This window comes from Streptomyces sp. NPDC037401 (genome assembly GCF_055602345.1).
The window spans coordinates 65,758-90,808 of the sequence record NZ_JBVJWO010000011.1; the positions used below are offsets into that span (position 1 = coordinate 65,758).

20 protein-coding genes and 1 tRNA gene are annotated in these 25,051 nt (G+C 72.5%); 8 read left to right on the plus strand and 13 right to left on the minus strand.

Going from position 1 to position 25,051, the window contains the following annotated elements:
- Window positions 1-7: 7 nt before the first annotated feature.
- From ACZ7H1_RS13730 to hutU, 7 genes are all read right to left on the minus strand, one after another.
- A complete protein-coding gene (locus tag ACZ7H1_RS13730; RefSeq protein ID WP_470786406.1) occupies window positions 8-1,099 on the minus strand; it encodes a hypothetical protein in 1,092 nt (363 codons plus the stop codon).
- Window positions 1,100-1,182: 83 nt separating this feature from the next.
- Window positions 1,183-2,280, minus strand: coding sequence for a hypothetical protein (locus tag ACZ7H1_RS13735; RefSeq protein ID WP_470786407.1), 1,098 nt, complete (start codon window positions 2,278-2,280; stop codon window positions 1,183-1,185).
- Window positions 2,281-2,303: 23 nt separating this feature from the next.
- Window positions 2,304-2,984 (minus strand): LPXTG cell wall anchor domain-containing protein, encoded by a 681-nt coding sequence (locus tag ACZ7H1_RS13740; protein WP_470786408.1) that lies wholly within the window; start codon window positions 2,982-2,984, stop codon window positions 2,304-2,306.
- Between the two features lie 111 nt (window positions 2,985-3,095).
- Entirely contained in the window at window positions 3,096-4,268 is a 1,173-nt protein-coding gene (gene hutI, locus ACZ7H1_RS13745) for an imidazolonepropionase (RefSeq protein WP_470786410.1), read from the minus strand.
- A 100-nt stretch (window positions 4,269-4,368) separates the two neighbouring features.
- The gene (locus ACZ7H1_RS13750; RefSeq protein WP_470786412.1) at window positions 4,369-5,706 is read right to left on the minus strand and encodes a formimidoylglutamate deiminase; all 1,338 of its coding nucleotides are present in this window, start codon (window positions 5,704-5,706) and stop codon (window positions 4,369-4,371) included.
- Complete coding sequence (locus tag ACZ7H1_RS13755) at window positions 5,697-6,887, minus strand: allantoate amidohydrolase (protein ID WP_470786637.1); 1,191 nt, start codon at window positions 6,885-6,887, stop codon at window positions 5,697-5,699. The genes ACZ7H1_RS13750 and ACZ7H1_RS13755 overlap by 10 nt, the downstream gene beginning before the upstream one ends.
- Window positions 6,888-6,898: 11 nt before the next feature.
- Window positions 6,899-8,563: a urocanate hydratase gene (hutU, locus tag ACZ7H1_RS13760; RefSeq protein WP_470786414.1), complete on the minus strand. Its 1,665-nt coding sequence runs from the start codon at window positions 8,561-8,563 to the stop codon at window positions 6,899-6,901.
- Between the two features lie 104 nt (window positions 8,564-8,667).
- On the opposite strand from hutU, the gene ACZ7H1_RS13765 reads away from it, so the two are divergent.
- Window positions 8,668-10,029, plus strand: coding sequence for a type III PLP-dependent enzyme domain-containing protein (locus tag ACZ7H1_RS13765; RefSeq protein ID WP_470786416.1), 1,362 nt, complete (start codon window positions 8,668-8,670; stop codon window positions 10,027-10,029).
- A 30-nt stretch (window positions 10,030-10,059) separates the two neighbouring features.
- On the opposite strand, the gene ACZ7H1_RS13770 is transcribed toward ACZ7H1_RS13765, so the two are convergent.
- On the minus strand, window positions 10,060-10,929 hold the full coding sequence (locus ACZ7H1_RS13770; protein WP_470786418.1) for a MurR/RpiR family transcriptional regulator: 870 nt from the start codon (window positions 10,927-10,929) through the stop codon (window positions 10,060-10,062).
- 158 nt (window positions 10,930-11,087) lie between these two features.
- On the opposite strand from ACZ7H1_RS13770, the gene ACZ7H1_RS13775 reads away from it, so the two are divergent.
- A complete protein-coding gene (locus ACZ7H1_RS13775) occupies window positions 11,088-11,522 on the plus strand; it encodes a hypothetical protein (RefSeq protein WP_470786420.1) in 435 nt (144 codons plus the stop codon).
- Window positions 11,523-11,912: 390 nt separating this feature from the next.
- On the opposite strand, the gene ACZ7H1_RS13780 is transcribed toward ACZ7H1_RS13775, so the two are convergent.
- On the minus strand, window positions 11,913-13,295 hold the full coding sequence (locus tag ACZ7H1_RS13780) for a cystathionine beta-synthase (protein WP_470786639.1): 1,383 nt from the start codon (window positions 13,293-13,295) through the stop codon (window positions 11,913-11,915).
- A gap of 148 nt (window positions 13,296-13,443) precedes the next feature.
- On the opposite strand from ACZ7H1_RS13780, the gene ACZ7H1_RS13785 reads away from it, so the two are divergent.
- The 3 genes from ACZ7H1_RS13785 (at window position 13,444) to ACZ7H1_RS13795 (ending at window position 17,067) form a co-directional block, all read left to right on the plus strand.
- Window positions 13,444-14,442: an SGNH/GDSL hydrolase family protein gene (locus ACZ7H1_RS13785; RefSeq protein WP_470786421.1), complete on the plus strand. Its 999-nt coding sequence runs from the start codon at window positions 13,444-13,446 to the stop codon at window positions 14,440-14,442.
- A 131-nt stretch (window positions 14,443-14,573) separates the two neighbouring features.
- Window positions 14,574-15,794 carry an acetyl-CoA C-acetyltransferase gene (locus ACZ7H1_RS13790; RefSeq protein WP_470786423.1) on the plus strand — a complete coding sequence of 407 codons (1,221 nt, stop codon included), beginning with the start codon at window positions 14,574-14,576 and terminating at the stop codon, window positions 15,792-15,794.
- 457 nt (window positions 15,795-16,251) lie between these two features.
- Entirely contained in the window at window positions 16,252-17,067 is an 816-nt protein-coding gene (locus ACZ7H1_RS13795) for a hypothetical protein (RefSeq protein WP_470786641.1), read from the plus strand.
- On the opposite strand, the gene ACZ7H1_RS13800 is transcribed toward ACZ7H1_RS13795, so the two are convergent.
- Entirely contained in the window at window positions 17,051-17,383 is a 333-nt protein-coding gene (locus tag ACZ7H1_RS13800) for a hypothetical protein (RefSeq protein ID WP_470786424.1), read from the minus strand. The genes ACZ7H1_RS13795 and ACZ7H1_RS13800 overlap by 17 nt on opposite strands.
- A gap of 103 nt (window positions 17,384-17,486) precedes the next feature.
- Here ACZ7H1_RS13800 and ACZ7H1_RS13805 point away from each other — a divergent pair, with 103 nt between their 5' ends.
- Window positions 17,487-17,717 (plus strand): DUF4287 domain-containing protein, encoded by a 231-nt coding sequence (locus ACZ7H1_RS13805; RefSeq protein ID WP_470786426.1) that lies wholly within the window; start codon window positions 17,487-17,489, stop codon window positions 17,715-17,717.
- Between the two features lie 138 nt (window positions 17,718-17,855).
- Here the strand turns inward: ACZ7H1_RS13805 and ACZ7H1_RS13810 are convergent, their stop codons facing one another.
- From ACZ7H1_RS13810 to ACZ7H1_RS13820, 3 genes are all read right to left on the minus strand, one after another.
- On the minus strand, window positions 17,856-18,707 hold the full coding sequence (locus ACZ7H1_RS13810) for a Bax inhibitor-1/YccA family protein (RefSeq protein WP_470786428.1): 852 nt from the start codon (window positions 18,705-18,707) through the stop codon (window positions 17,856-17,858).
- 126 nt (window positions 18,708-18,833) lie between these two features.
- A complete protein-coding gene (locus ACZ7H1_RS13815) occupies window positions 18,834-21,089 on the minus strand; it encodes an FG-GAP repeat domain-containing protein (protein ID WP_470786429.1) in 2,256 nt (751 codons plus the stop codon).
- 84 nt (window positions 21,090-21,173) lie between these two features.
- Window positions 21,174-21,255 (minus strand) — tRNA-Leu (locus ACZ7H1_RS13820).
- 399 nt (window positions 21,256-21,654) lie between these two features.
- Here ACZ7H1_RS13820 and ACZ7H1_RS13825 point away from each other — a divergent pair.
- Together ACZ7H1_RS13825 and ACZ7H1_RS13830 are read left to right on the plus strand one after the other, a co-directional pair.
- Entirely contained in the window at window positions 21,655-22,425 is a 771-nt protein-coding gene (locus tag ACZ7H1_RS13825) for an ABC transporter ATP-binding protein (RefSeq protein ID WP_470786430.1), read from the plus strand.
- Between the two features lie 58 nt (window positions 22,426-22,483).
- Window positions 22,484-25,027 carry an ABC transporter permease gene (locus tag ACZ7H1_RS13830; RefSeq protein WP_470786431.1) on the plus strand — a complete coding sequence of 848 codons (2,544 nt, stop codon included), beginning with the start codon at window positions 22,484-22,486 and terminating at the stop codon, window positions 25,025-25,027.
- Window positions 25,028-25,051 lie beyond the last annotated feature (24 nt).

Here is a 25,051-nt window from a genome sequence, read left to right on the forward strand (position 1 = left end):
TGGGTTTTCACTGGTGTCCCTTCGTCATGGAACGGTTCTCAGACGGTGCGGACGTCTGTGGTGCCTGCGCTCCCGGCGCGCTGTCCGGGGTGAACCACGGCAGGGCCGCCGTGGGGGTCTCGGGGGCCTGCGCCGCGGGCACCGGCTGCTTCGGCGCGCGCGCCGGGATCCGCGGGAGCTTCGCCGTGACCGCCGCGGCCGCCTCCGGGAGCCTGGCCGCCCCGCGGTGCCGTCCGCCCGCGCCGGTGCGCGGCCGCACCCGGTCGACGACGGCCATGCCGATGCGGAAGAGCCCGGCCGGGACCACCACGCACAGCAGGATCCAGAAGAGCGTCACCCCGTACGGCCGGTCCACCCCCCAGGGCTGCACCACGAGGAGCTTCTCGCCGTACTTGAGCGAGACGGTGTAGTCGCCGTGGGCGCCCGCGGTCAGCGAGGTCTTCAGCTCGATACGGGCCTTCGCGCCGGGCGGGACGGTGCCGCGCCACTGCTGTTCCTCCCAGACCGGCGCGAACACCCCGTGGGAGGTGCCGACCTGGAAGACGGGGTCCTTGACGGGCGCCGAGCCGAGGTTGCCGACGGTGACGACGAGGGTGCGGGAGGGCGGGGCGCCGAACCAGGTGAGGACGCCGTCCTCGCCCTCCAGCCGCGCGGCCGCGAGGACCGCCAGCCGGGCGGTGCCGGTCTGCGAGGGGAGGGCCGCCACGGGATGGTCGGTGATCTCGAGCGGAACCTGCACCTGCGCCTGGTCCCCGGTGACCGTGGCCACCGCCACCACGCAGGGGCAGGGCTTGGGCGGCGCGACCACGGGCAGCTGCTTGCCGAAGCGGCCGAGGTCGTCGGTGGTGACGGCCCGGCCGTCGGCGTTGGCGCAGCTGTTGGTGCCGCCGATCATGTTCTGTCCGCAGACCAGCAGGGTCAGCAGGGTGCGGGGGCGCCAGCCGGTGCCTGCGACGGTGACCTCCGTGCCCTTGGCGACCTCCTGGAGCGAGAGCTCGACGGCGGGCCTGCCCTCGGCCGCGGCCGCCGGGGCGGCGGGCAGGGCGACCGCGAGCGCGGCCAGCAGGGCCAGGGCGAGGGCCGTCAGCCCGTACCCCACGCACCGCGTGCACCGTACGTACGCCGCGCGCGGTGCGCACCGGCCCGTCCTGCGTCCCCGGAACCGGAGCCCGACCTCGCCGCTCACCCGACCGCTCCCGTCAACTCGGCTTCCGGAGCCGGCCGTCCGGCCCGCCCGGTCTCGTCCGTCCCGGCACCTTCCGGCGCCCGCGCGGGCTCTGCGGGCTGCGCCGTCGGCCCGCCCGCCGCCGCCCGCCGGGCCCGTGCGGTGCGTACGAGCAGCAGCGCGACCGCGCCGAGGCCCAGCAGCCCCGCGCCGGTCCCGGCCACCGCTCCCCAGGGCACGAACCGCGCCCCGGCCGTGCCCGTCGCGCGCGCCCCGCCGCCCGCGGTGACGGTGAGGGTGAGGTCCACGGCATCGAAGGCCGGTGCCCCGGGCCAGCGTTCGGTCAGCTCGACCCGCTGGCCGGGCAGCAGTTCCAGGGGCAGCGCGCGGGCCGGGGGGCCGGGCAGCTCCCCGAAGACTCCCTCGGCGCGGACCGCGAGCTGCGGGGCCAGGACGGTGTTGCCGCGGTTGACCAGCGCGTACCGGATGACGGCCGCCCCGCCCGCGCCGGTCACGGCGACGTCCTCGACGGTGAGCGCCGACAGGGTGGGGCCGCTGACGCGCAGCTGGATGCGGACCCCGGCCTCCCGGCCGCCCTCGGAGGCCACGACCGCGGCCGGGTGGTCGCCGGGGACCGCTGCGGGCGGCACGGTGACGGTGAAGGGGACCACGGCCCGGGTCCGCGGCGGGATCTCCACGCGGGTGTCGGCGAAGCGGATCCAGGCCCCGGCACCGGTGGATCCCGCCGCGGGGCGGACCGCGAGGGCGCCGCCGGGGGCGTTGTACGCGTCGGCCCCGCGCAGGGTGACGGTGCGCGGCCGGTCGGAGGGGTTGGACAGGGCGAGCCGGTCCTCCAGCACGGTGCCGGGTACGCCCTGGAGGTAGAAGTACGGGCGTTCGTCGCCGCTGCCGGGGCGGGTGGCGGCGCCCGCGGCGGGGGCGGCGGTCCAGCCGGGTTCCGCCCGGGCCTGCCCGGGTGCGCCCAGCAGCACGCCGACGGCGGCCAGGACGGCCGCGACGGCCCCCACGGCGGAGGGTGCGCCACGACGGGCCGCGGGGCGGTGGGCACGGCCGGTGCGGCTGCTACGGCTGGTGCGGCTGGTGCGCGACGGCATGGCCGGTCCCCCTCGTCCTCCGGTCAGACCCGCGCGTGCCGGCCGCGGCGGGTGAGCCAGAGGACGCCCGCGGCACCCGAGAGCAGGACGGTGCCGCCGAGGGTGCCGAGGGCGAGCGCGGAGTCCATCGGGCCGGTCTGGGGCAGGGTCCCGGTCTTGCCGGCGGGGTTGGCGGCGGTCTCCTTGCCGCCGCCCGCGGCCGTGACGTCCAGTTCCAGGGCGGGCCCGGGGCTGTTGCCGGGGGTGCAGGTCGTGACCGTCATCAGGGCCTTGATGGTCAGGACGCCCGGGGTGAAGGTGACCTTGCCGCTGCTCTTCGGGGTGTACGTGCCGGAGAGGTCGCTGATCTTGATGGGGGTGTTGGCGGGCGCGGCCGCGGCGTTCGGCGGCCCGGAGACCGCGACGGTACCGGTCTCCGCGCCGCCGACCCGGATCACGGCGCTCGGGTTCATCGCGCCCTTGCCGAGCTCGATCGGGCTGGAGGAGACGCCCTTCTGGAAGGACATCGTCAGCTTGTAGGCGTTGCCCGTCTTGACTGCCGTGATGTCGATCGGCGAGACCGCCGATTTTGGACCGATCGGCGTCTTGCAGTCGTACTTGACGTCCACGACGTCGGCGTGGGCGACGGGGGCGGCCGCCAGTACCGCCGTACCGGCCAGCGCCGCTGCCAGCGCCAGCGCGGCGGAGCGTTGCTGCTTGGACACCTCTGCGTCTCCCTCGGGCCAAAGTTCCTGACTCAACGTCAGATTGGGCGCCAAGGTACGCCTGGGACCTTGCCGAGGGAAGACAAAGGACGGCCCGGATCGGGCGCCCGGTCAGAGCACCCGGTCACCCCGCTGCCACACGGCGGAGACGAGCGGGACGCCCGGGCGGTACGCGAGGTGGACGTGGCTGGGGGCGTCGAGCAGGGCCAGATCCGCGCGGGATCCCGGGGTCAGCACGCCGATGTCGGTGCGGAGGAGGGCGCGGGCGCCGCCCGCGGTGGCGGACCACAGGGCCTCGTCCGGGGTCATGCCCATGTCCCGGACGGCGAGGGCGATGCAGAAGGGCATGGAGCTGGTGTAGGAGGAGCCGGGGTTGCAGTCCGTGGACAGGGCGACGGTCGCTCCGGCGTCGAGCAGGCGGCGCGCGTCGGGCCACTGCGCGCGGGTGGAGAATTCCGCGCCCGGCAACAGGGTGGCGACCGTGGACGACTGCGCGAGGGCGTCGACGTCCGCGTCGGTCAGGTGGGTGCAGTGGTCGGCGGACGCCGCCTCCAGCTCCACGGCCAGCTGCACTCCGGGGCCGTGGGAGAGCTGGTTGGCGTGGATGCGCGGGACGAGGCCCTTGGCCCGCCCGGCGGTCAGGATCGCGCGGGCCTGGTCCCCGTCGAACGCGCCCTTCTCGCAGAACACGTCCACCCAGCGGGCGTACGGGGCGCAGGCGTCCAGCATCTCGCCGGTGACGAGGTCGACGTAGGCGGCCGGGTCGTCGGCGTAGTCGGGCGAGACGATGTGTGCGCCGAGGTAGGTGACCTCGTCGGTGTGGGCGGCGGCGATGCGCAGGGCGCGGGCCTCGTCCCCGACGGTCAGGCCGTAGCCGGACTTGGTCTCGAAGGTGGTCGTGCCCTGGCGGCGGGCCTCGTGGAGGTGGCGCAGCAGGTTCGCTTCGAGCTGCTCGTCGGAGGCGGCGCGGGTGGCGGCCACGGTGGTGCGGATGCCTCCGGCGGAATAGCTGCGGCCGGACATGCGGGCGTTGAACTCGGCGGTGCGGTCGCCCGCGAAGACGAGGTGGCTGTGGGAGTCGACGAAGCCGGGGATGGCCGCGCGGCCCTGGGCGTCGTACGCCGCGTCCGCGGCCGGGGCCTTGGCGGCTTCGCCGACCCAGGTGACGGTGTCGCCTTCGATGACCACGGCCGCGTCCTGGATCAGGCCGAGGGGGGAGCCGTCGCCGAGGGCGGGGTCGTTGGTGACGAGGCTGCCGATGTTGGTGATTGCTGTGGTGGTCATGGTTCCTCGCGATGGTCGAGTGGTTTGCTCCCCCACCCCTCCCCTTCCCGAAACCGGGGCTGCGCCCCGGCCCCGGGGACGGTGGGAGGGCGGGTGGGCGTCAGCTCCGCACGGCCGCGATGGCGGACGCCAGGGCGGACGGGACGTCGGGGACCAGGGTGTGGTGGCCGTCGCGGACGACGTGCCGGCCGCCGACCACGGTGTGCCGGACGTCCGCGGCCGAGGCCGCGAAGACGGCCGTCTCGGCGCCGAGGCGCGGCACCGGGCCCGCCGTCCTGACGGAGTCGAGGGCGATCGTCGTGAAGTCGGCGAGCCGGCCCTGCTCCAGGGCGCCCGCTTCGGTCCAGCCGAGGGCGGCGTGGCCGTCGGCCGTGGCGGCGCGCAGCAGCGCGGCGGCGGTCCAGTGGCCGCGGGTACGGCTGCGCAGGCGCTCGTTGAGCTCCATCGCGCGCGCTTCTTCCAGCAGGTCGATGACGGCGTGGCTGTCGCTGCCGAGCGAGAGCGGGCTGCCGGCCTGCTGGAGGCGGACGGCCGGGCCGATGCCGTCGGCGAGGTCGCGTTCGGTGGTGGGGCACATGCACGTGCCGGTGCTGGTGCCGCCGAGGAGCGCGATGTCCTCGTCGGTGAGGTGCGTGTTGTGGACGCCGGTGGTGTGCGGGCCGAGCACGCCGTGGTCGGCGAGCAGCCGGGTCGGGGTGCGGCCGTGGGCGGCCTGGCAGGCGTCGTTCTCCGCGGTCTGCTCGGAGAGGTGGACGTGCAGCGGGGCGCGGCGCTCCTCGGCCCAGCGGGCGACGGTGGTCAGCTGGTCGGCCGGCACGGCGCGCACGGAGTGCACGGCGGCGCCGATCCGGGCGTGGTCGCGGCCCTTGAGGGCGGCGGCGCGCTCGGCCCAGGCTTCGGCGGTGCCGTCGGAGAAGCGCAGCTGGTGCGGCTGGGGCGGTTCTCCGAAGCCTGCGGACAAGTACGCGGTGTCGAGGAGGGTGATGCGGATGCCGGCTTCGGCGGCGGCCGCGATCAGGGCCTCGCCCATGGCGTTGGGGTCGTCGTAGGGGGTGCCGCCGGGCGCGTGGTGGAGGTAGTGGAACTCACCCACGGCCGTGATGCCGGCGAGGGCCATCTCCGCGTACACGGCGCGCGCGAGCGTGTAGTACGAGTCGGGGGTGAGGTTCTGGGCGACGCCGTACATGATCTCGCGCCAGGTCCAGAAGGTCCCGGAGCCGACCTGTACGGTGCCGCGCAGCGCCCGGTGGAAGCAGTGGCTGTGCGCGTTGGCGAGGCCGGGGACCGTCAGGCCGCGCAGGACCTCGGCGCCTGGCGGGGGCGTGTCCACCCCGGTGCGGACGGCGGAGATCAGGCCGTCGGCCACGTCCAGGGCGACGCCCGGCTCGACGTGCGTGCCGAGCCAGGCGTGCTCCAGCCAGAATGTCTTCACCTGCACGCGAGACCTTCCAGTACGTCGGCGAGGGCGAGGACACCGGCGATGCAGTCGTCCTCCGCGGCGAATTCCGCCGGGGAGTGCGAGACGCCGGTGGGGTTGCGTACGAACAGCATCGCGGTCGGGACCGATCCGGAGAGGATTCCGGCGTCGTGTCCCGCGCCGGTGCCGAGGACGGGGACGGATCCGCCGAGGATCCGGGCCAGCTCGTCGCGCAGGGCGTGTTCGAACTCCACGACGGGGGTGAAGGACTCGCGCACGATCCGCAGGTCGATGCCGTCGCGCTCGGCGCGCTCCCGGGCGGCCTTCTCGATGGCCGTGACGACGGTGTCCAGGGCTGCCTGGTCGGCGGCCCGGGAGTCGAGCCAGCCGCGCACCAGCGAGGGGATGGCGTTGACGCCGTTCGGTTCGACGGAGATCTTGCCGAAGGTCGCCACGGCGCCGGCGAGCCGGGCCTCCTCGCGGGCGGCGAGGACGGTTGCGGCGTACGTGAGCATCGGGTCGCGGCGGTCTTCCAGGCGGGTGGTGCCCGCGTGGTTGGCCTCGCCGTGGAAGTCGAACCGCCAGCGGCCGTGCGGCCAGATCGCGGAGGCGATGCCGACGCGGTCGCCGGAGAGGTCGAGGGCGCGGCCCTGTTCCACGTGCAGTTCGACGAAGGCGCCGATGCGGGAGAGGCGTTCGGGGTCGGCTCCGAGGGTCTCGGGGTCGTACCCGGCGGCCTCCATGGCCTGCGGCAGGGTGGTGCCGTCGCCATCGCGGAGCTCGTACGCCTTCTCCCGCGTCAGCTGCCCGGCGGTGAGCCGGGAGCCGACGCAGGCGAGCCCGAAGCGGGCGCCCTCCTCGTCGCCGAAGTTGCTGATGGCGAGCGGCCTGGTGAACTCCGCACCCCTGTGGCGCAGTTCGTCCAGGGCCGCGAAGGAGGACACCACGCCGAGCGGGCCGTCGAAGGCCCCGCCGTCGGGGACGGAGTCCAGGTGCGAGCCGGTGACCACGGCGTCCCCGGCGAGGGGGTCGCCGAGCCAGGCCCACTGGTTGCCGTTGCGGTCGACCTCGTACGTCAGGCCGCGGGCCTCGGCCTGTGCCCGGAACCACTCCCGGCAGTCGGCGTCGGCGCCGGTCCACGCGAACCGGCGGTATCCGCCGGAGTCCGCGTGGCGGCCGATGGGCGCGAGGTCGGCCCACATCTCGTGGAAGGTCACGCCTGGTCGCCCTCGCGCATGGGGACGCGGACGCCGCGCTCGTCGGCGACGGTCTCGGCGATGTCGTAGCCCGCGTCGACGTGGCGGATGACGCCCATGCCGGGGTCGTTGGTGAGGACCCGGCGGATCTTCTCGCCCGCGAGCGGGGTGCCGTCGGCGACGGTGACCTGGCCGGCGTGGATGGAGCGGCCCATGCCGACGCCGCCGCCGTGGTGGAGGGAGACCCAGGAGGCGCCGGAGGCGACGTTGACCATGGCGTTGAGCAGCGGCCAGTCGGCGATGGCGTCGGAGCCGTCGAGCATGGCCTCGGTCTCGCGGTACGGCGAGGCGACGGAGCCGCAGTCGAGGTGGTCGCGGCCGATGGCCAGCGGGGCGGCCAGTTCGCCGCTCGCGACCATGTCGTTGAAGCGCTCGCCGGCCTTGTCGCGCTCGCCGTAGCCGAGCCAGCAGATCCGGGCGGGCAGGCCCTGGAAGTGGACGCGCTCGCCGGCCATCTTGATCCAGCGGTGCAGGGACTCGTTCTCCGGGAAGAGGTCGAGGATCGCCTTGTCGGTCTTGTGGATGTCCGAGGCCTCGCCGGACAGGGCCGCCCAGCGGAAGGGGCCCTTGCCCTCGCAGAAGAGGGGGCGGATGTAGGCGGGGACGAAGCCGGGGAAGGCGAAGGCGCGGTCGTAGCCGGCCAGCTGGGCCTCGCCGCGGATGGAGTTGCCGTAGTCGAAGACCTCGGCGCCCGCGTCCATGAAGCCGACCATGGCCTCGACGTGCTTGGCCATGGACTCGCGGGCGCGGGTGGTGAAGCCCGCCGGGTCCTTGGCGGCGTAGTCGGCCATGTCGTCGAAGTCGACGCCGGTCGGCAGGTAGGCGAGCGGGTCGTGGGCGGAGGTCTGGTCCGTCACGATGTCGATCGGCGCGCCCTCGGCGAGCATCTGCGGGAGCAGGTCGGCGGCGTTGCCGAGCAGGCCGATGGAGAGCGGCCTGCGCGCGTCGCGGGCCTCGACGGCCAGCTGCAGGGCGTGCTGGAGGCTGTCGGCCTTCACGTCGAGGTAGCGGTGCTCGATCCGGCGCTCGATGGCGCGCGGGTCGACGTCGATGCAGATCGCGACGCCGTCGTTCATCGTCACGGCCAGCGGCTGTGCGCCGCCCATGCCGCCGAGGCCGGCGGTGAGGGTGATGGTGCCCGCGAGGGTGCCGCCGAACTTCTTCGCGGCGACCGCGGCGAAGGTCTCGTACGTGCCCTGGAGGATGCCCTGGGTGCCGATGTAGATCCAGGAGCCGGCCGTCATCTGGCCGTACATGGTCAGGCCGAGCTGCTCCAGGCGGCGGAACTCCTCCCAGTTCGCCCAGTCGCCGACCAGGTTGGAGTTGGCGAGCAGGACGCGCGGCGCCCACTCGTGGGTCTGCATCACGCCGACCGGGCGGCCGGACTGGACGAGCATCGTCTCGTCCTGCTTGAGGGTCTGGAGGGTGCGGACCATCGCGTCGTACGAGCGCCAGTCGCGTGCGGCCTTGCCCGTGCCGCCGTAGACGACGAGCTTGTCGGGGTGCTCGGCGACCTCGGGGTCGAGGTTGTTCTGGAGCATCCGCAGCGCGGCCTCCTGCTGCCATCCCAGGGTGCTGAGCTCGGTGCCTCGCGCGGCACGTACGGGGCGGGGTCCTGACATGGCGGTGCCTCCTCCGATGTTGGTCAATCCATTCACATCCTTACCTGCTGAATAGAAGTAGTCAACGGCTGCGGCCGGGCCTGCCGGATGATTGGCTGGCGGACATGGCCGATGACGTGCTGACCGAAGGCGCCGCCGCGCGCCGTGACCTGGCCGTACGGGCCGCCGTCGAGCAGGGTCTCGTCGGCGGGGCCGATGGCGTGGACCCCCTGGTCTGCCTGCTGGACGCGGCGGGCATCGAGGCCTCCGCCGCCGCCCTCCGGGCCGCCTTCGCCGCCGCGCTGCCGCCCGGCACCCCCGTCCTGCACTCCTTCGCGGTCAAGGCGGCGCCCCTGGTGCCCGTCCTGCGGCTGCTGGCGGCCGCCGGCATCGGCTGCGAGGTGGCGAGCCCGGGGGAACTGGCCCTGGCCAGGGCCGCCGGCACCGCTCCGGAGCGGACCGTGCTCGACTCCCCCGCCAAGACCCCCGCCGAGCTGCGCGAGGCACTCGCCCTCGGCATCGCCGTGAACGCCGACAACGCCCAGGAGCTGGAGCGCATCGACGCACTGATGGCATCGGCACCCGGCCGCTCCACCGTGGGCCTGCGGGTGAACCCGCAGACCGGCGCGGGCACGATCGGCGCCACCTCCACGGCCACCGCCACGTCCAAGTTCGGCTTCGCGCTGCGCGACGAGGGGGCGCGCGCCCGGATCGTCCGCGCCGTCCTGGACCGCCCCTGGCTGACCCGGCTGCACACCCACTCCGGCTCGCAGGGCGTGCCGCCGGCCCGGCTCGCCGAGGGCGTCCGCGCGGTGTGGGAGCTGGCCGAGGAGATCAACACCGCCGCCGGGCGCACGCAGATCGACACGCTCGACATCGGCGGCGGGCTGCCCGTCAACTTCACCTCGGACGCGCAGACCCCGACGTACGCGCAGTACGTCGGGGCGCTCCGGGAGGCCGTCCCGGGGCTGTTCGAGGGGCGGTACGGACTGGTCACGGAGTTCGGCCGGTCGCTGCTGGCCAAGCACGGCCTGCTGATCGCGCGGGTCGAGTACACGAAGAGCTCCGGGGGCCGCCCGATCGCCCTGACCCACGCGGGCGTGCAGGTCGCGACCCGCACCGTCTACGCCCCGGCGTCCTGGCCGCTGCGGATCCTCGCGTACGACGCGAAGGGCCTGCCGCGCACCGGGGAGCCGGTGGGGCAGGACGTCGCCGGGCCCGCGTGCTTCTCGGGCGACCTCCTGGCGGAGAACCGGCCGCTGCCGCTGCTGTCCCCGGGCGACCTCGTCGTCGCCCCGGACACCGGCGCGTACTTCTTCACGGCCCACTACGGCTACAACAGCCTGCCCCGCCCCGCGGTCCACGGCTTCCGCACCGACGGTCCGGGCCGGGTCCGCTTCAGCCTGGTCCGGCCCGCGCAGCAGCTCTCGGACCTGGTCGCCGAGGCCGGCGGCGGCCACGCCGACGCGCTGCTGGACGGGGCGTAGGACGGCGCGCAGGACCGGGCGCGGCGGGCGTCACTCCACGAACAGGCCCCGCGCGGCGGCCGCCGTGTCGAAGGCCTCCAGGCGGGCCTGCGCGTCGGGCAGGGCGTCCGCCATGGCCTCCAGCAGGACCCGCCCCAGGAGCATCGGGGCACAGGCCGTGTCGAAGGCCAGCCCCGTGCCCACCGGGGCCGGGATCAGCAGGTCGGAGTGGCGGGCGACCGGGGCGAATGCGGAGTCCGCGACGGTGACCACCGTCAGCCCGGCCGCGCGGGAGTACTCCAGCGCCTCCACGACCTCGCGGGGGTGCCGCGGCAGGGCGAAGCAGATCAGCGCCGTCGCCCCCGCGGAGCGGGCCGCGTCGATCCGGTCGGTCAGCATCGAGCCGCCCTCGTCGAGCAGTCGTACGTCCGGGTGGACCTTCGCCGCGAAGTACCCGAAACCGCGCGCCTGCGAGGACGCCGCGCGCAGCCCGAGGACCGGCAGGGGGCGGGAGGCCGCGAGCACGCGGCCCGCCTCCGCAACCGGCGCGGGGTCGGCGAGCAGGGCCGACAGGTGGCGAAGGTTCTCGATCTCCGCCTGCACGGCCTGCTGGTAGGAGTTGTACGTATCGCTGTCCGCGGCGGGCCGCGGCCCGGCGGGGGCCACCTCCCGCAGGTGGCGGCGCAGGGCGGGATAGCCGTCGAAGCCGAGGGCGACCGCGAACCGCGTCACCGACGGCTGGCTCACCCCGGCCAGCTCCGCGAGCTCGACGCTCGACAGGAACGGCACGTCGGCGGCCCCGCGCACCATGCAGTGGGCGATCCGGCGCTGCGTCGGCGTGAGCCGGTGTCCCTCGAACAGCTTCTGCAGCCGTGCGGCCGGGCTGTCACCCGCCCCGCTCGTCGCGCTCGTCGCGCTCATCCCGTCCCCTCCATTCAGTCTGGCAGCAGCCTGCATGCATCTATGCAGGACGGCAAGCGGCGCCCGTTCCGCGAGACCCGGCGGCCGGCCGGGCGGGCCGCCGGATTGGGGGGTTAGCCCTACCGACCGGCGGCCGTGCGCGTCCCTACGGTGGACCCATGAACGCTCAGGCTCAGAACCCCGGGCTCGCCGAAGACGCCGAACTCCGCAAGGAACTCGACGCCACGCTCCAGGCGCGGCGCGAGCTCGGTCCCGAGTACGAACCGGCGCTCGTCGAGTCCTTCCTCGCGAAGATCGACTCCCGCCTGGACTCCGAGGTGCAGACCCAGGTCCGGCGCCGCCTGGCGGAGCAGCGCACGGCCGCGGCCCGCGGCGCCCGCGAGCCGGCCGACGCGACGGCGGCCTTCGGCGCCCGCTACGGCTTCGGGATCATCAGTCTGGCCATCGCGGTCCCGCTCTCCGCGATCGGCGTCGTGAACGCCGGCGTCACGGGGCTGCTGATCAGCTGGGGTGGCATCCTGGGCGTCAACTTCGCCCACGCGGCCAAGTCGCGTTCCCGCCGCGGTGCGCAGAAGTCGGAGTGGGACGGCTGACCGTACGCCGGTCCGGCCGGGCGTGAGCCGCTCGGGGCCTTGAGTACAGGGGTGTTGCGCGGGGACCGCCGCACCCCCGGTCTCCCGGGGGGCGGGACGACGGCGGTCCCCGCGAAGGACACGGGCCGGGTCAGGGCCGGTTGTCCGCGTCCGTGGCGCCGACGGGGTCCGGGAGCCGCTCCGGAAGTCCGTGACGCCGTTCGGTGGTGCCGGCCGGATCCCGCCGGGTCGTCGTGTCTTCCCGTGGGCCCTTGCCGACAACCACCACTGTGCCGGAGGCGTGTTAAGCGGGTGCTGCCGTGACGTGTCGCGCTCGTACCGATTGCGCGACCGCAGCACCACCGGCGGACGGCAGGCCCCCCGTCCGGGTGAACCTGCCGCCCGCAGCGGCTACTTCGCGGTGCGCGCGAGGAACGCGAGCAGGTCCTGACGGCTGACCACACCGGTCGGCTTGCCCTCGACCAGCACGATCGCCGCGTCGGCCTCGCCCAGCGCGGCCATCAGGTCCGCGACCGGCTCGCCCGAGCCGACCTGCGGCAGCGGCGCGCTCATGTGCTTCTCCAGCGGGTCCGTGAGCGAGGCGCGCTGCGCGAACAGCGCCGCCAGCAGCTCCTTCTCCACGACCGAGCCGATGACCTCGGCGGCCATCACGTCGGGGTGGCCCGCGCCCGGCTTCACGACCGGCATCTGCGATACGCCGTACTCGCGCAGCACCTCGATGGCCTCGCCGACGGTCTCCTCCGGGTGCATGTGGACCAGGGACGGCATGGCGCCCTCCTTGTCCGCCAGCACGTCGCGGACGCGCGCCGAGGAGCCCGCGTCCTCCAGGAAGCCGTGTCCGGACATCCACTCGTCGCTGAAGATCTTGCTCAGGTAGCCGCGGCCGCTGTCCGGGAGGAGCACGACGACCACGTCGTCCGGGCCGAGGCCCTCGGCAGCCTTCAGCGCGGCGACGACCGCCATGCCGCAGGAGCCGCCGACGAGGAGGCCCTCTTCCTTGGCGAGGCGGCGGGTCATCTGGAAGGAGTCCTTGTCGGACACCGCGATGATCTCGTCCGTGACGTTCGGGTCGTAGGCGGTCGGCCAGAAGTCCTCGCCGACGCCCTCGACGAGGTACGGGCGGCCCGAGCCGCCGGAGTACACCGAGCCCTCGGGGTCGGCGCCGATGACCTTGACCTTCCCGCCGCTGACCTCCTTCAGGTAGTTGCCGGTGCCGGAGATCGTGCCGCCGGTGCCGACGCCCGCGACGAAGTGGGTGATCTTCCCGTCCGTCTGCTCCCACAGCTCGGGGCCGGTGGTCTCGTAGTGCGAACGGGGGTTGTTCGGGTTGCTGTACTGGTCGGGCTTCCAGGCGCCGGGCTCTCGCGCGAGGCGGTCGGACACGTTGTAGTACGAGTCCGGGTGCTCGGGGTCGACCGCGGTCGGGCAGACCACGACCTCGGCGCCGTACGCGCGCATCACGTTGATCTTGTCCATGGACACCTTGTCAGGGCAGACGAAGATGCACTTGTAGCCCTTCTGCTGGGCCACGATGGCGAGTCCGACACCCGTGTTGCCACTGGTCGGCTCGACGATCGTGCCTCCCGGCTTGAGCGCACCGCTCTGCTCGGCCGCTTCGATCATGCGTACGGCGATGCGGTCCTTCACGGAACCGCCCGGGTTGAAGTACTCGACCTTGGCCAGGACCGTCGCCTGGATACCTTCGGTCACGCGGTTGAGCTTCACCAGCGGGGTGTTGCCGACGAGGCTGATCATCGAGTCGTGGAAATGCACCATGTTCTCCAAGGAGGGGACTCCACGGGTTCTCCGGGAGGCACCGCCAGAGTAAGCGGAAAGCGATTGGCCGACCGGCAGTACGGGGCAGGTAGAGGGCGTGTGACGCCACGTACGGCCGGGTCGCGTCGAGGAGGTGGCTGGAAGAGTGTCGAGGGCGAGGACGGCGCGCCGGATCGCGGCCGGCGCGGCTTACGGCGGAGGCGGGATCGGCCTGCTCGGCGCGGCGGCGGTCGGGCTGGTCCTGGCGGAGGTGCAGCTGGCCAAGCGGACGGTGGGCAGCGTGCTGTCGGATCCGCCGCGGACGAACGGCCGCTACGGCACGGAGTTCGGCGGTCCGGGCGCGGAGCCGCTGCGGCTGGCCATGCTGGGCGACTCCACGGCCGCGGGACTGGGCGTGCACCGGGCGAGACAGACACCGGCGGCGCTGCTCGCGTCGGGCCTGGCGGCGGTGGCCGAGCGCCCGGTCGAGCTGCGCAACGTGGCCCAGTCGGGTGCGATGTCCGACGACCTCGACCGGCAGGTGCGGCTGATCCTGGACGACGTGGGCTTCCTCCCCGATGTGACCGTGATCATGATCGGTGCGAACGACGTGACGCGCCGGATGCCGCCCACCCAGTCGGTGCGGCTGCTCACGGCGGCGGTCCGGCGGCTGCGCGGTGCGGGGTCGGAGGTGGTCGTCGGGACCTGCCCCGACCTGGGCACGATCGAGCCGGTCTACCAGCCGCTGCGCTGGGTGGCCCGGCGGGTGTCCCGGCAGCTGGCCGCCGCGCAGACCATCGGAGTGATCGAGCAGGGCGGCCGTACGGTCTCGATGGGGGACCTGCTGGGGCCGGAGTTCGCGGCGAATCCGCGGGAGATGTTCGGGCCGGACTCGTACCACCCGTCGGCCGAGGGGTACGCGACGGCGGCGATGGCGGTGCTGCCGACCGTGTGCGCGGCGCTGGGCCTGTGGCCCGAGGCGGACCGCCTCGACATCGCCCGGAACGAAGACATGCTGCCGGTGGCGAAGGCCGCTTCCGCGGCGGCCGGACAGGCGGGTACGGAAGTCACGGCGGCCCGCGCCCCGTGGGCCCTGCTGAAGTACCGCAGGCGGCGCCGGGTGCCGGAGTCGGACCCCGCGGGGGCCGCGTGGAGGCCCGCGTAAGAGGGCCGGGTAAAAGGCCGGGGACGGGGAATGGGGTACGCGTCACACGGTGAGGGCGGTGACCTCGACCGTACGGACCGGTAACTTCACATGCGGTCCTGCCCGAATCCGTACACCTCCTTGGAGCCGTGATGCCCGAAGCCGTCATCGTTTCCGCAGCCCGCTCGCCCATCGGCCGCGCCTTCAAGGGGTCCCTCAAGGACATCCGCCCGGACGACCTCACCGCCACGATCATCCAGGCCGCGCTGGCCAAGGTCCCCGAGCTGGACCCGCGCGAGATCGACGACCTGATGCTCGGCTGCGGCCTGCCCGGCGGCGAGCAGGGCCACAACCTCGGCCGGATCGTGGCCGTGCAGATGGGCATGGACCACCTGCCGGGCTGTACGGTCACGCGCTACTGCTCGTCCTCGCTGCAGACCTCCCGCATGGCCATGCACGCCATCAAGGCGGGCGAGGGCGACGTCTTCATCTCGGCCGGCGTCGAGATGGTCTCCCGGTCCGTGAAGGGCACGAGCGACGGCCTGCCGGACACCCACAACCCGCTCTTCGCCGACGCGGAGGCCCGTACCGCGGCCGTCGCGCAGAGCGAGGGCGCGTCCTGGCACGACCCGCGCGAGGACGGCCTGATCCCCGACGCGTACATCTCGATGGGGCAGACCGCCGAGAACCTGGCCCGCCTCAAGGGCGTCACCCGCCAGGACATGGACGAGTTCGGCGTGCGGTCGCAGAACCTCGCCGAGGCCGCGATCAAGAACGGCTTCTGGGAGCGGGAGATCACCCCCGTCACCACGCCCGACGGCACGGTCGTGAGCACGGACGACGGCCCGCGCGCCGGCGTCACGCTGGAAGGCGTCCAGGGCCTGAAGCCCGTCTTCCGCCCCGACGGCCTGGTCACCGCGGGCAACTGCTGCCCGCTGAACGACGGCGCCGCGGCCCTGGTCATCATGAGCGACACGAAGGCCCGCGAGCTGGGCCTGACCCCGCTGGCGCGCATCGTGTCCACGGGCGTCTCCGGCCTCTCCCCCGAGATCATGGGCCTGGGCCCGGTCGAGGCGAGCAAGCAGGCCCTGAAGCGGGCCGGCCTGACCATCGGCGACATCGACCTGGTCGAGATCAACGAGGCCTTCGCGGCCCAGGTGATCCCGTCGTACCGCGACCTCGGCGTCGACCTCGACAAGCTGAACGTCAACGGCGGGGCCATCGCCGTGGGTCACCCCTTCGGGATGACCGGCGCCCGCATCACCGGCACGCTGATCAACAGCCTCCAGTTCCACGACAAGCAGTTCGGCCTGGAGACGATGTGCGTGGGCGGCGGCCAGGGCATGGCGATGGTGATCGAGCGGCTGAGCTGAGCCGGAGCGGAGGGTAGGGGCTGCCTGAGGAACGAAGGCGGCACCTGCCCGCAGCGGTGGCGAAGCTCAGCGCGGCCAAACAAGCGAGCGGCTGAGCTGAGCCGGAGCCCGAGCTCCAACAGCTTTTTGATGTGGGTGATCGTTCCGGCGGAGCCGGAACGATCACCCACGGTCAGGCTCACCCCAAGGGGCACTTGGGGAGGGCGCGTATCGGGGCGCCCGTACTGACGCGCGGTCCAACCCCGCCGCGGCCGACCCGTGACCGAATCTCCCCCAGGATGTGACTTTTATCCTGGGGTTTTGTCTTTCCCCAGGTCAGGCCGGTGGGGCCTAAACCTCCGGGCCAAAAGACCTGTCCAATTCGTGACGTAATGCACTGCACGCCATTCCCAGGTCGGGACAAGCTGATGTAGGAAGTCGGGGGACCGAACACATCAGGAGTTAGTCAGTGAGCGCCATGTCTCTTGCCCTGCTGCTGACCACGGCCGCTGCCACGGCCGTGGGCGCTGCTGCGCTGCACGCAGTCCACGGTCTGCGCAAGCAGGTCACGGCCCTGCGCGGCGAGCTCGCCGCGACGGTCACCCACCGTGGGACGACCGTCCCGCACGCCCGCAGCACCGTCGAAACCCCCGCTGCCGAGATACGGGCCGCCGTGGCCGAGGCCCTTGCCGAGGAGCGCGAGCGCGAGCTGGCCGAGGCGCGTGCCTTCTGGGCGGCGCAGGAGGCCCGCGACGCCGCGGACGCCCCCTCGCTCCTGGGCGGCCTGCCGGGGCTCGGCGAGGACAACCCGCTCTTCCTGCCGCGCCAGGCCGACATGGTGGGCCTGGAGCCGCTCCTCGACGAGGAGCCGGCCACCGAGTTCCCCGAGGACTCCCCCGAGCTGGCTGCGGCCCGCCGCCGGCACCCCTCGCACCCCGACTTCGTTCCGGTCCAGCCGTCCCCGAACGCCGACCACGAGCGCACCGTGAGCCGCCTCGAGGAGCTCGCCGAGGCCCGTACCGCGCTCGCGGACGTCCGTCCCGGCCCGCTGGGCACGCTCGACGTGTACGTCTTCACCGACGGCACCACGCTCTGCATGACCCCGGGGCACCGGGAGACCGCCGAGCGCCTCGCGGAGGCCCTGCGCTCGGGCAGCGCGCCGGTCCTGCTCGGCGGCTCGGGCATCTCGGGTGCGTACGCGCTGACCTTCTCCTGCGGCGGCGACGACGCCGACGCCGAGAACCCGGCGAACAACGTCTACATCCTCGCGGACCGGGTCATCGCATCGCTCTGACCTCCGCCTGCTCCACCAGCGTCACGGCCTCGTCCAGCAGTGCGGACGGGGCCGTTTCCGCTGCCTGGAGCGCCTCGGCGAGGTCCTGGCCGGCCACGGCCACCTGATCCCCGACGACGAAGACGCCCGCGTCCGGCATCTCGCGCGGGGGCTGCCCGTGCGGGTGCCCCTCGAGGGCCTGTGCGCGCCGCGAGAGCTCGCGGGCCAGCTCCAGGGCCTCGGCGGCGGCTCCGCGCTGGAGGCGGCTCTGCGGGGCCGCCCTGAGCCGGTCGGCGAAACGTTCCACGGCGGCGGTCAGCGGTGAGGTATCGAGCACGCCGCGACCCTACGCGCCCGTCCGGCACTGTTGCCAACGGGCGAACGGTCGGGCACGGTGGCGTGAAGAGAACAAGGCTCGTCGCATGCCTCCGGAGGCGCCCATGTCCGTAGAGTTCTCCGAGCAAACCCACCGGAACATGATCTCCAGAATCCCTCAGTCCACCGGTCGTGACATCTCCGACTGGCTCCGCGCCGTCGACGAGGGCCCTTCCCTCATCGACTTCCACGAGAAGGTCAGCTGGCTCCGCGGTGAGCACGAGCTCTCGTACGGCCAGGCCAAGGCGATCATCCACGAGTACGACCTCCGCCGCGCCGCCCGCAGACTGGGCTAGGCCCCGCTCTCTCCCTCTCCACTCTCCTATCTCCCTCTTCTTTTCTCCCTCTTCATCCCGCCCGACATGCGGGAAGGCCCCGCGGGCACTGCCCGCGGGGCCTTCCTGTTCGGACCGGTGCGCTCGGCACCGGTCCGACTAGTCGTCGCCGGAGAGGATCGAGAAGAGCCGCAGCATCTCCAGGTAGATCCACACCAGGGTCATGGTGAGGCCGAAGGCCGCCAGCCAGGACTCCTCGCGCGGTGCGCCGTACGTCACGCCGTCCTCGACCTGCTTGAAGTCGAGGGCGAGGAAGCAGGCGCCGAGGATGACACCGATGACACCGAAGAGGATGCCGAGGCCACCGCTGCGGAAGCCGAGGCCGTCGCCGCCGCCGAAGACGCTGAAGAGCAGGTTGGCGACCATGAGGAGCATGAAGCCCACCGCGGCGGCCATGACGAAGCCGTAGAAGCGTCGGGTCACGCGGATCCAGCGCATCTTGTACGCGAAGAGCACGCCGGCGAAGACGCACATCGTGCCGAGGACGGCCTGGATGACCACGCCTGAGCTGATGTACGTGCTCACGGCCGAGCTGATGACGCCGAGGAACACGCCCTCGAAGGCCGCGTAGGCCAGGATGACCGCGGGAGCCGGCTTGCTCTTGAAAGACTGCACCATCGCGAGCACGAAGGCGACGAGCGCGGCGCCGATGGCGATGCCGTACGACTTGTTGACGTTGGCCGGGTCGACCGGGAGGAGGACCCAGGACAGGACCGCCGTCAGGACGACCGTGCCGAGCGTCATGGCCGTACGGCTCACGACGTCGTCGATGGTCATCACGTTGCCGCGGGGCGGCGCCGCCGGCATGCCGGTCTGCGCGTCCACGGCGTACGGGTTGGTCGCGTACGGGTTGGTCGCGGTCCCGGCCTGCACCTGCTGCGCGTCAAAGCCCGCGTAGCCGTTGTCGCGGCTGAACCCCCGTCGCGAGAAGACCGGGTTGCTGCTCCTCATCCTTCACTCCTCTGTGGCCACCGTGCGCGGCCTTGCGTACAACAGTAATGCGTTAGCAAAGAATCCACCCTACTGCTCAGGGAGGATCTTTTCAGCCGCCGTTCGTCCCGGCATCCCGGGCGGCGGCTAGAAGACGGCCGTGTAGACCGGGGTGCCCGGGTAGTCCTGGCGGAGGGTGTAGCGCCCGCTGATCGGCTTGGTGGCGTCGCCGGTGGAGCGGTACAGGTAGTCGGTCCTGGCGTTCGAGGCGAAGAGGTCCGGGCGGCCGTTCTGGTCGCCGTCTCCGAGGCCCACCAGGTGCGGGAGGCCGCCCCAGCCGGACTCGATCTTGACCCGGGGGGCGAAGGTGCCGTCGCCCTTGCCCTGCATGAACCACAGCACCCCGGCGGTGTCCCGGGCGACCAGGTCGCCCGCCTTGGTGCCGGCGATGTCGCCGACGGACAGGATCTTGTTGTAGCCCTGCCAGCCCGCGCCCGCCTTCTTGCGGGGGAGGTACGGGGTCTTCCAGGAGCCCGTGCCCTGGTACAGCCACATCACTCCGGCGGCGTCGGTGGCCAGGAGGTCCGCCCTGCCGTCGTTCGTCACGTCGCCGAGGGCGGTGAGCTGCTTGTAGATCTGCCAGCCGGCGCCGACCTTGATGCGGGTGTCGAAGGTGCCGTCGCCCTTGCCGAGGTGGAGCCAGAGCGCGCCCGCGGCGTCCCGGGAGACGAGGTCGCCCGCGGCGGCGCCCGCCGCGTTGCCGGCCGCGACGATCCGGTTGTACCCCGCCCAGCTGCCGGGGACCTGCTTGCGCTCGCGGAACTCGCCCGTCGGGTAGTACTTACGTCCGCTCGGGTTCCAGACGGAGTCGTACAGCCACACGCGGCCCGCGGAGTCCCGGTCCAGGAGGTCCGGGGAGCCGTTGTTCGTGTAGTCGTGCGGGTGGGACTTGCGGGTGACCTTGAAGGCGCCGGTGGTGCTGGTGGCCGGGCCGATGCCGTTGACGGGGGTGAAGGTGGCCTTCCAGGTGTAGTCGCCGTTGGGCGCCGAGAGCGGGCGGCCGGGGGTGGCGAGGCTCCGGGCCCAGTCCAGGGTCACCCAGCCCGGCCCGGGCTGGGGGCTCCACGGGCTCGGGTGCCAGGTGCCCGTCTGCTTGGTGGCGGTGTGGGTGATCGTGACGGTGACCTTCACGTTCAGCCGGGACAGCTTCCAGCGCATCCGGTGCGAGCGCTCGTCGAGGGCGACGGCCTTCTCGACGTCCGTCTCCATGATCTCGACCTTGGTGGGCTCGCCCGTCGTGGCGGCCAGGGAGACCGCCGCGGTGCCATCGGCGCCCGGGGCGATCTTGTACAGGCCCTCGCCGGAGGCGGCCGTGCCGCCGCGCACCAGCAGGCCGCCGTCGGGGGTCCGGACGAGCGAGGTCGCGTGGTCGAGGAGCTTGCGCGGAGTGCCCCCGGCGAGCGGGACCGTCTTGAGGGAGAGGTCGTCCTTGGCGGTGCCCTCGTACACCGTGGCGCGCCGGCCGTGCACCAGCTGGTCCCCGACCAGTCCGAGGGCGCGCGGGACCTCCTTGCCCGTCGGTGCCTCGGTGACCTTCTCGGCGCCGGTGCGCAGGTCGACGGTGCGCAGCAGGGTCCGCTCCCCGCTCCCTTGCTCGTTCTCCGCCGTGTAGACGAAGGCGAGGCGGTCGGCGGACATGGCCTCCTCGGGCTGCTCGCCCATGTCCCCGTAGCCACCGACGTACCGGGCCTTCGCCAGGTCGATCAGGTAGTAGCTCGGGGGGATGTCGTCGTAGTACGAGACGTAGAGGAGGGCGTGGCCGGGGGTGGCCTGCACGATCGAGATGCCTTCGTCCGATGCGCCGAAGCCTTCGACCTTGCGGGCCGGGGCGCCGGCGCCGGACCCGTCGAGGAGGTAGAAGCCCTCCCCTTCTTCGTCGTGGCGCTCCGCGAGCACGGTCCGGCCCACGGTGCCGACGTAGTCGTAGCCGGTCAGGTCGAGCACGGTCGTCCGGCCGGTGCGGGTGTCGGTCAGGGCGACCGAGTGGGCCGAGCCCGCTTTCGTGTACTCCGCGACGACGTCCTCGACCGCGCCGAAGTCCTCGCCGCCCCAGGTGTTGCTCGCCTTGCCGAACCGGGTCCGGGATCCGTCGGCGTACTTCGTCCAGACCCGTCCGTCGGCATCCTGGGTGAGGAAGCCGGTGGGGCCCGCGCCGAGGACCTCCGAGCCCGGGGCGACACTCGGGACGGACGCCGGGACGGACGCGGCGGCCGGCGTCCGGGCCTGCGTCTGCCCCGCCGCGGGGGCGGCGAGGGCGGGCGCCGCGAGCGGACTTGCGGTGGCGGCCAGGGCCACGGCGACGGCCGTCCCCAGCAGGCGTCCGGAGATCCGGAACTGGTGCATGAGCTTCCTCCCGTGAATACGTACGGATGCTCGACCGCCGACGGAGTCGAATGGTTGTACGCGGGAGGGGAGGGAAGCGCTGCGTGCCCGGAGCCGGACTTGAACCGGCACGGCCCAAAGGCCAGCGAGGTTTAAGCTCGCCGTGTCTGCATTCCACCATCCGGGCAAGGCGGGCGACTCCGCGAGGAGCCTTGCAACGCAGGGTGAGCCTATCCGGAAGCCGGCATCCGATCAGAGAAGATCGTTCCGATGTTGTCTGATTTTATTGGCGCTTGAGGGTGCGTCAGACATCAGAACGCGCGGTCCACCCGCTGCCCGCAGCTCCCCGCCATCGCGAACGTCTGTAGGGAAATGACGAGATTTCGATGGCCTTCGCCAGGCCTTTGCGCCACCCAACGCCACCCCACCGCTCCAGGGGGCGGAGTCATACCAGAGGAGGAGGGCCAGACCTCCGGGTCAGACTCCAGTGGGCCGGAGAACGGGCTCGGCGGCTGATCCCCCGGCGGCCGGCGGCGGTGAGGATGGAAAGGTCCCGCAGACCGACCGCCGTTCCCCAGGAGCCTCCGTGACCACCATGAACTTCGCCCCCCGCACCACCGCCGTGGCCGCCCGCGCCGCGCAGCTGTCCAAGGTGTACGGGCAGGGCGAGACCCAGGTGGTCGCGCTCGACAACGTCTCCGTCGACTTCGTCCAGGGGCAGTTCACCGCGATCATGGGGCCGTCCGGCTCCGGCAAGTCCACGCTGATGCACTGCGTCGCCGGCCTGGACACCTTCTCCAGCGGCTCCGTCCGCATCGGCGACACCGAGCTCGGCAGCCTCAAGGACAAGCAGCTCACGCAGCTGCGCCGGGACAAGATCGGCTTCATCTTCCAGGCGTTCAACCTGCTGCCGACGCTGACCGCCCTGGAGAACATCACGCTCCCCATGGACATCGCCGGCCGCAAGGCCGACAAGCAGTGGCTGGACAAGGTCATCGAGATGGTGGGCCTGTCCGGGCGCCTCAGCCACCGGCCGACCCAGCTCTCCGGCGGCCAGCAGCAGCGCGTCGCCGTCGCCCGCGCCCTCGCCTCCAAGCCGGAGATCATCTTCGGTGACGAGCCCACCGGAAACCTCGACTCCCGCTCCGGCGCCGAGGTCCTGGGCTTCCTGCGCAACTCCGTGCGCGAGCTGGGCCAGACCGTCGTCATGGTCACGCACGACCCGGTCGCCGCGTCCTACGCCGACCGCGTCATCTTCCTCGCCGACGGCCGCATCGTCGACGAGATGCTGCGCCCGACCGCCGACAGCGTGCTCGACCGCATGAAGGCCTTCGACTCCAAGGGCCGCACCAGCTGAGGCCGTTCCACCCCTGACTCCGGCCCCGGCCCACCTCGACCTCCTGGAATCCTCCACCATGTTCCGTACCGCCCTGCGCAACGTCCTTGCGCACAAGGCCAGGCTCCTCATGACGGTCCTCGCCGTCATGCTCGGCGTCGCCTTCGTCTCCGGCACCCTCGTCTTCACCGACACCCTCGGCAAGGCCCTCAGCGGCCAGTCCGCCAAGAGCTACGACGGCGTCGCCGTCTCCGTCACCTCCTACGGCAGCGTCCGCGAGGAGAACGGCACCAAGAGCGAGCCCGGCCTGAGCCAGAAGACGCTCGACAAGGTCGCCGCCCTGAACGGCGTCCAGTCCGTCTCCGGCCGGGTCAACGGCTTCGCGGGCGTAGCCGACGCCAAGGGCAAGCTGATAGGCAACGGCTGGGCCAACAACGGCTCCAACTTCGCCCCCGCCAAGGACGGCGAGGACCCGCGCTACACCTTCACCGAGGGCAGCGGCCCGGCGTCGGCCGACCAGATCGCGCTCGACAAGGAGACCGCCTCCAAGGGCGGCTACAAGGTCGGCGACCCGGTCCGCGTGGCCACCAACGGCCCGGTGAAGGAGTACACCCTCGCCGGTGTCTTCACCACCGAGGACGGCCAGGTCAACGCGGGCGGCAGCCTGGTCCTGTTCGACACCCCGGTCGCCCAGAAGCTGTACCTGAAGCCGGGCTACTTCTCCGAGCTCACCGTCTCCGCCACTGCCGGTGCGAGCGCCGACAAGCTGCTGTCCGAGGTCAAGCCGCTGGTCGGCGACCACGCCACCGCCGAGACCGGTGCCGCCCTCGCCGAGCGCAACGCGAAGGACATCGAGGAGGGCATGAGCGGCATGAACCAGGTGCTGCTCGCCTTCGCCGCCATCGCACTGTTCGTCGGCATCTTCCTCATCTACAACACCTTCACCATGCTGGTCGCCCAGCGCACCAAGGAGCTCGCCCTGCTGCGCGCCGTCGGCGCCTCCCGCAGCCAGGTCAAGCGCTCGGTGCTCACCGAGGCGCTCGTCGTCGGCGTGATCTCCTCCGCCATCGGCCTGGTCGCCGGCATCGGCCTCGCGATCGGCCTGCGCTCCGCCATGGGCAGCTTCGGCGCCAAGATCCCGGACGGCCCGCTGGTCATCGCACCGTCCACGATCCTGACCGCCGTCGTCATCGGCATCGTCGTGACGATGCTCGCCGCCTGGCTGCCGGCCCGCCGTACCGCCAAGATCGCCCCGGTCGCCGCCATGGGCAGCGCCCACCTCCCGGCGACCATGAAGTCCCTGGTGCTGCGCAACAGCATCGGCGCCGTGCTGACCCTGCTGGGCCTGGGCGCCGTGGTGGCAGGTGCCGCCTCCGGCTCCGACGGCCGCATGACGATCGGCGCGGGTGCGTTCTTCGCGCTGATCGGCGTGATCATCCTGATCCCGATGCTGTCCCGCCCGGTCATCGCCGCCGTACGGCCGCTGCTCCAGCGCGTGTTCGGCGTCGCGGGCAAGCTGGCCGCGCAGAACGCCGTGCGCAACCCCCGCCGCACCGGCGTCACCGCCGCCTCGCTCGCCATCGGCCTCACCCTGGTCACCGGCCTCACCGTGCTCGGCGTCACGGTCGGCAAGGCCGTCGACCGCATGACCACCGACGTGATCAAGGCCGACTACATGGTCACGATGGCCAGCGGCGACAGCCTCGACAAGTCGGTCCTGCCGGCCCTGGAGAAGGCCGCCGGCGCCGAGGCCGTCTCCCCGCAGCAGGCCGGTTACTTCAAGGTCGGCGAGGAGTACCACTCGGCCTCGGGCGTCAACCCGAAGGGCATCGACCAGCTCCTCAGGCTCGAGGTCCTCAGCGGCTCGACCGCCTCGCTCGGCGAGGGCAAGGTCGCGGTCGACGAGAAGACCGCCAAGAGCGCGCGCCTGTCCGTCGGCAAGACCCTCGAGGTCCAGTTCGACGACGGCAAGAAGGAGACGCTGACCGTCGGGGCGATCTACGAGCCCAACGAGTTCGTCTCGCCGTACGTCCTCGACGCCAAGATCCTCGACCGCCACTCCGACGGCGAGCGCTCCGACATCCGCCAGGTCTTCGTGAAGATGTCCGGCGGCGAGTCCGCGGCCAACGAGCAGAAGATCGTCGACGCGCTGGGCAGCAACCCGGCCGTGAGCGTCCAGGACCAGACGGACATCCGCAACACCTTCGGCGGCATCATCAACATGATGCTGAACATCATGTACGGCCTGCTCGGCATGGCGCTGATCATCGCGGTTCTCGGCGTGGTCAACACCCTTGCGATGTCGGTGTTCGAGCGCCAGCAGGAGATCGGCATGCTGCGGGCGATCGGCCTCGACCGCGGCCGGGTCAAGAACATGATCCGCCTGGAGGCCGTGGTCATCTCCCTCTTCGGCGCAGTCATCGGCATCGGCCTCGGCACCTTCCTCGCCTGGGCCATCGGCCAGACCATCAAGAACTCGATCCCGGGCTACTCGCTCGTGATCCCGTTCGACCGGATCGGCATCTTCCTGCTCCTGGCCGGCCTGGTCGGCGTCCTGGCCGCCATGTGGCCGGCCCGCAGCGCCGCCCGGCTGAACATGCTCACGGCCATCAAGACCGAGTAGCAGGACCGGAGTACCGGACAGGGG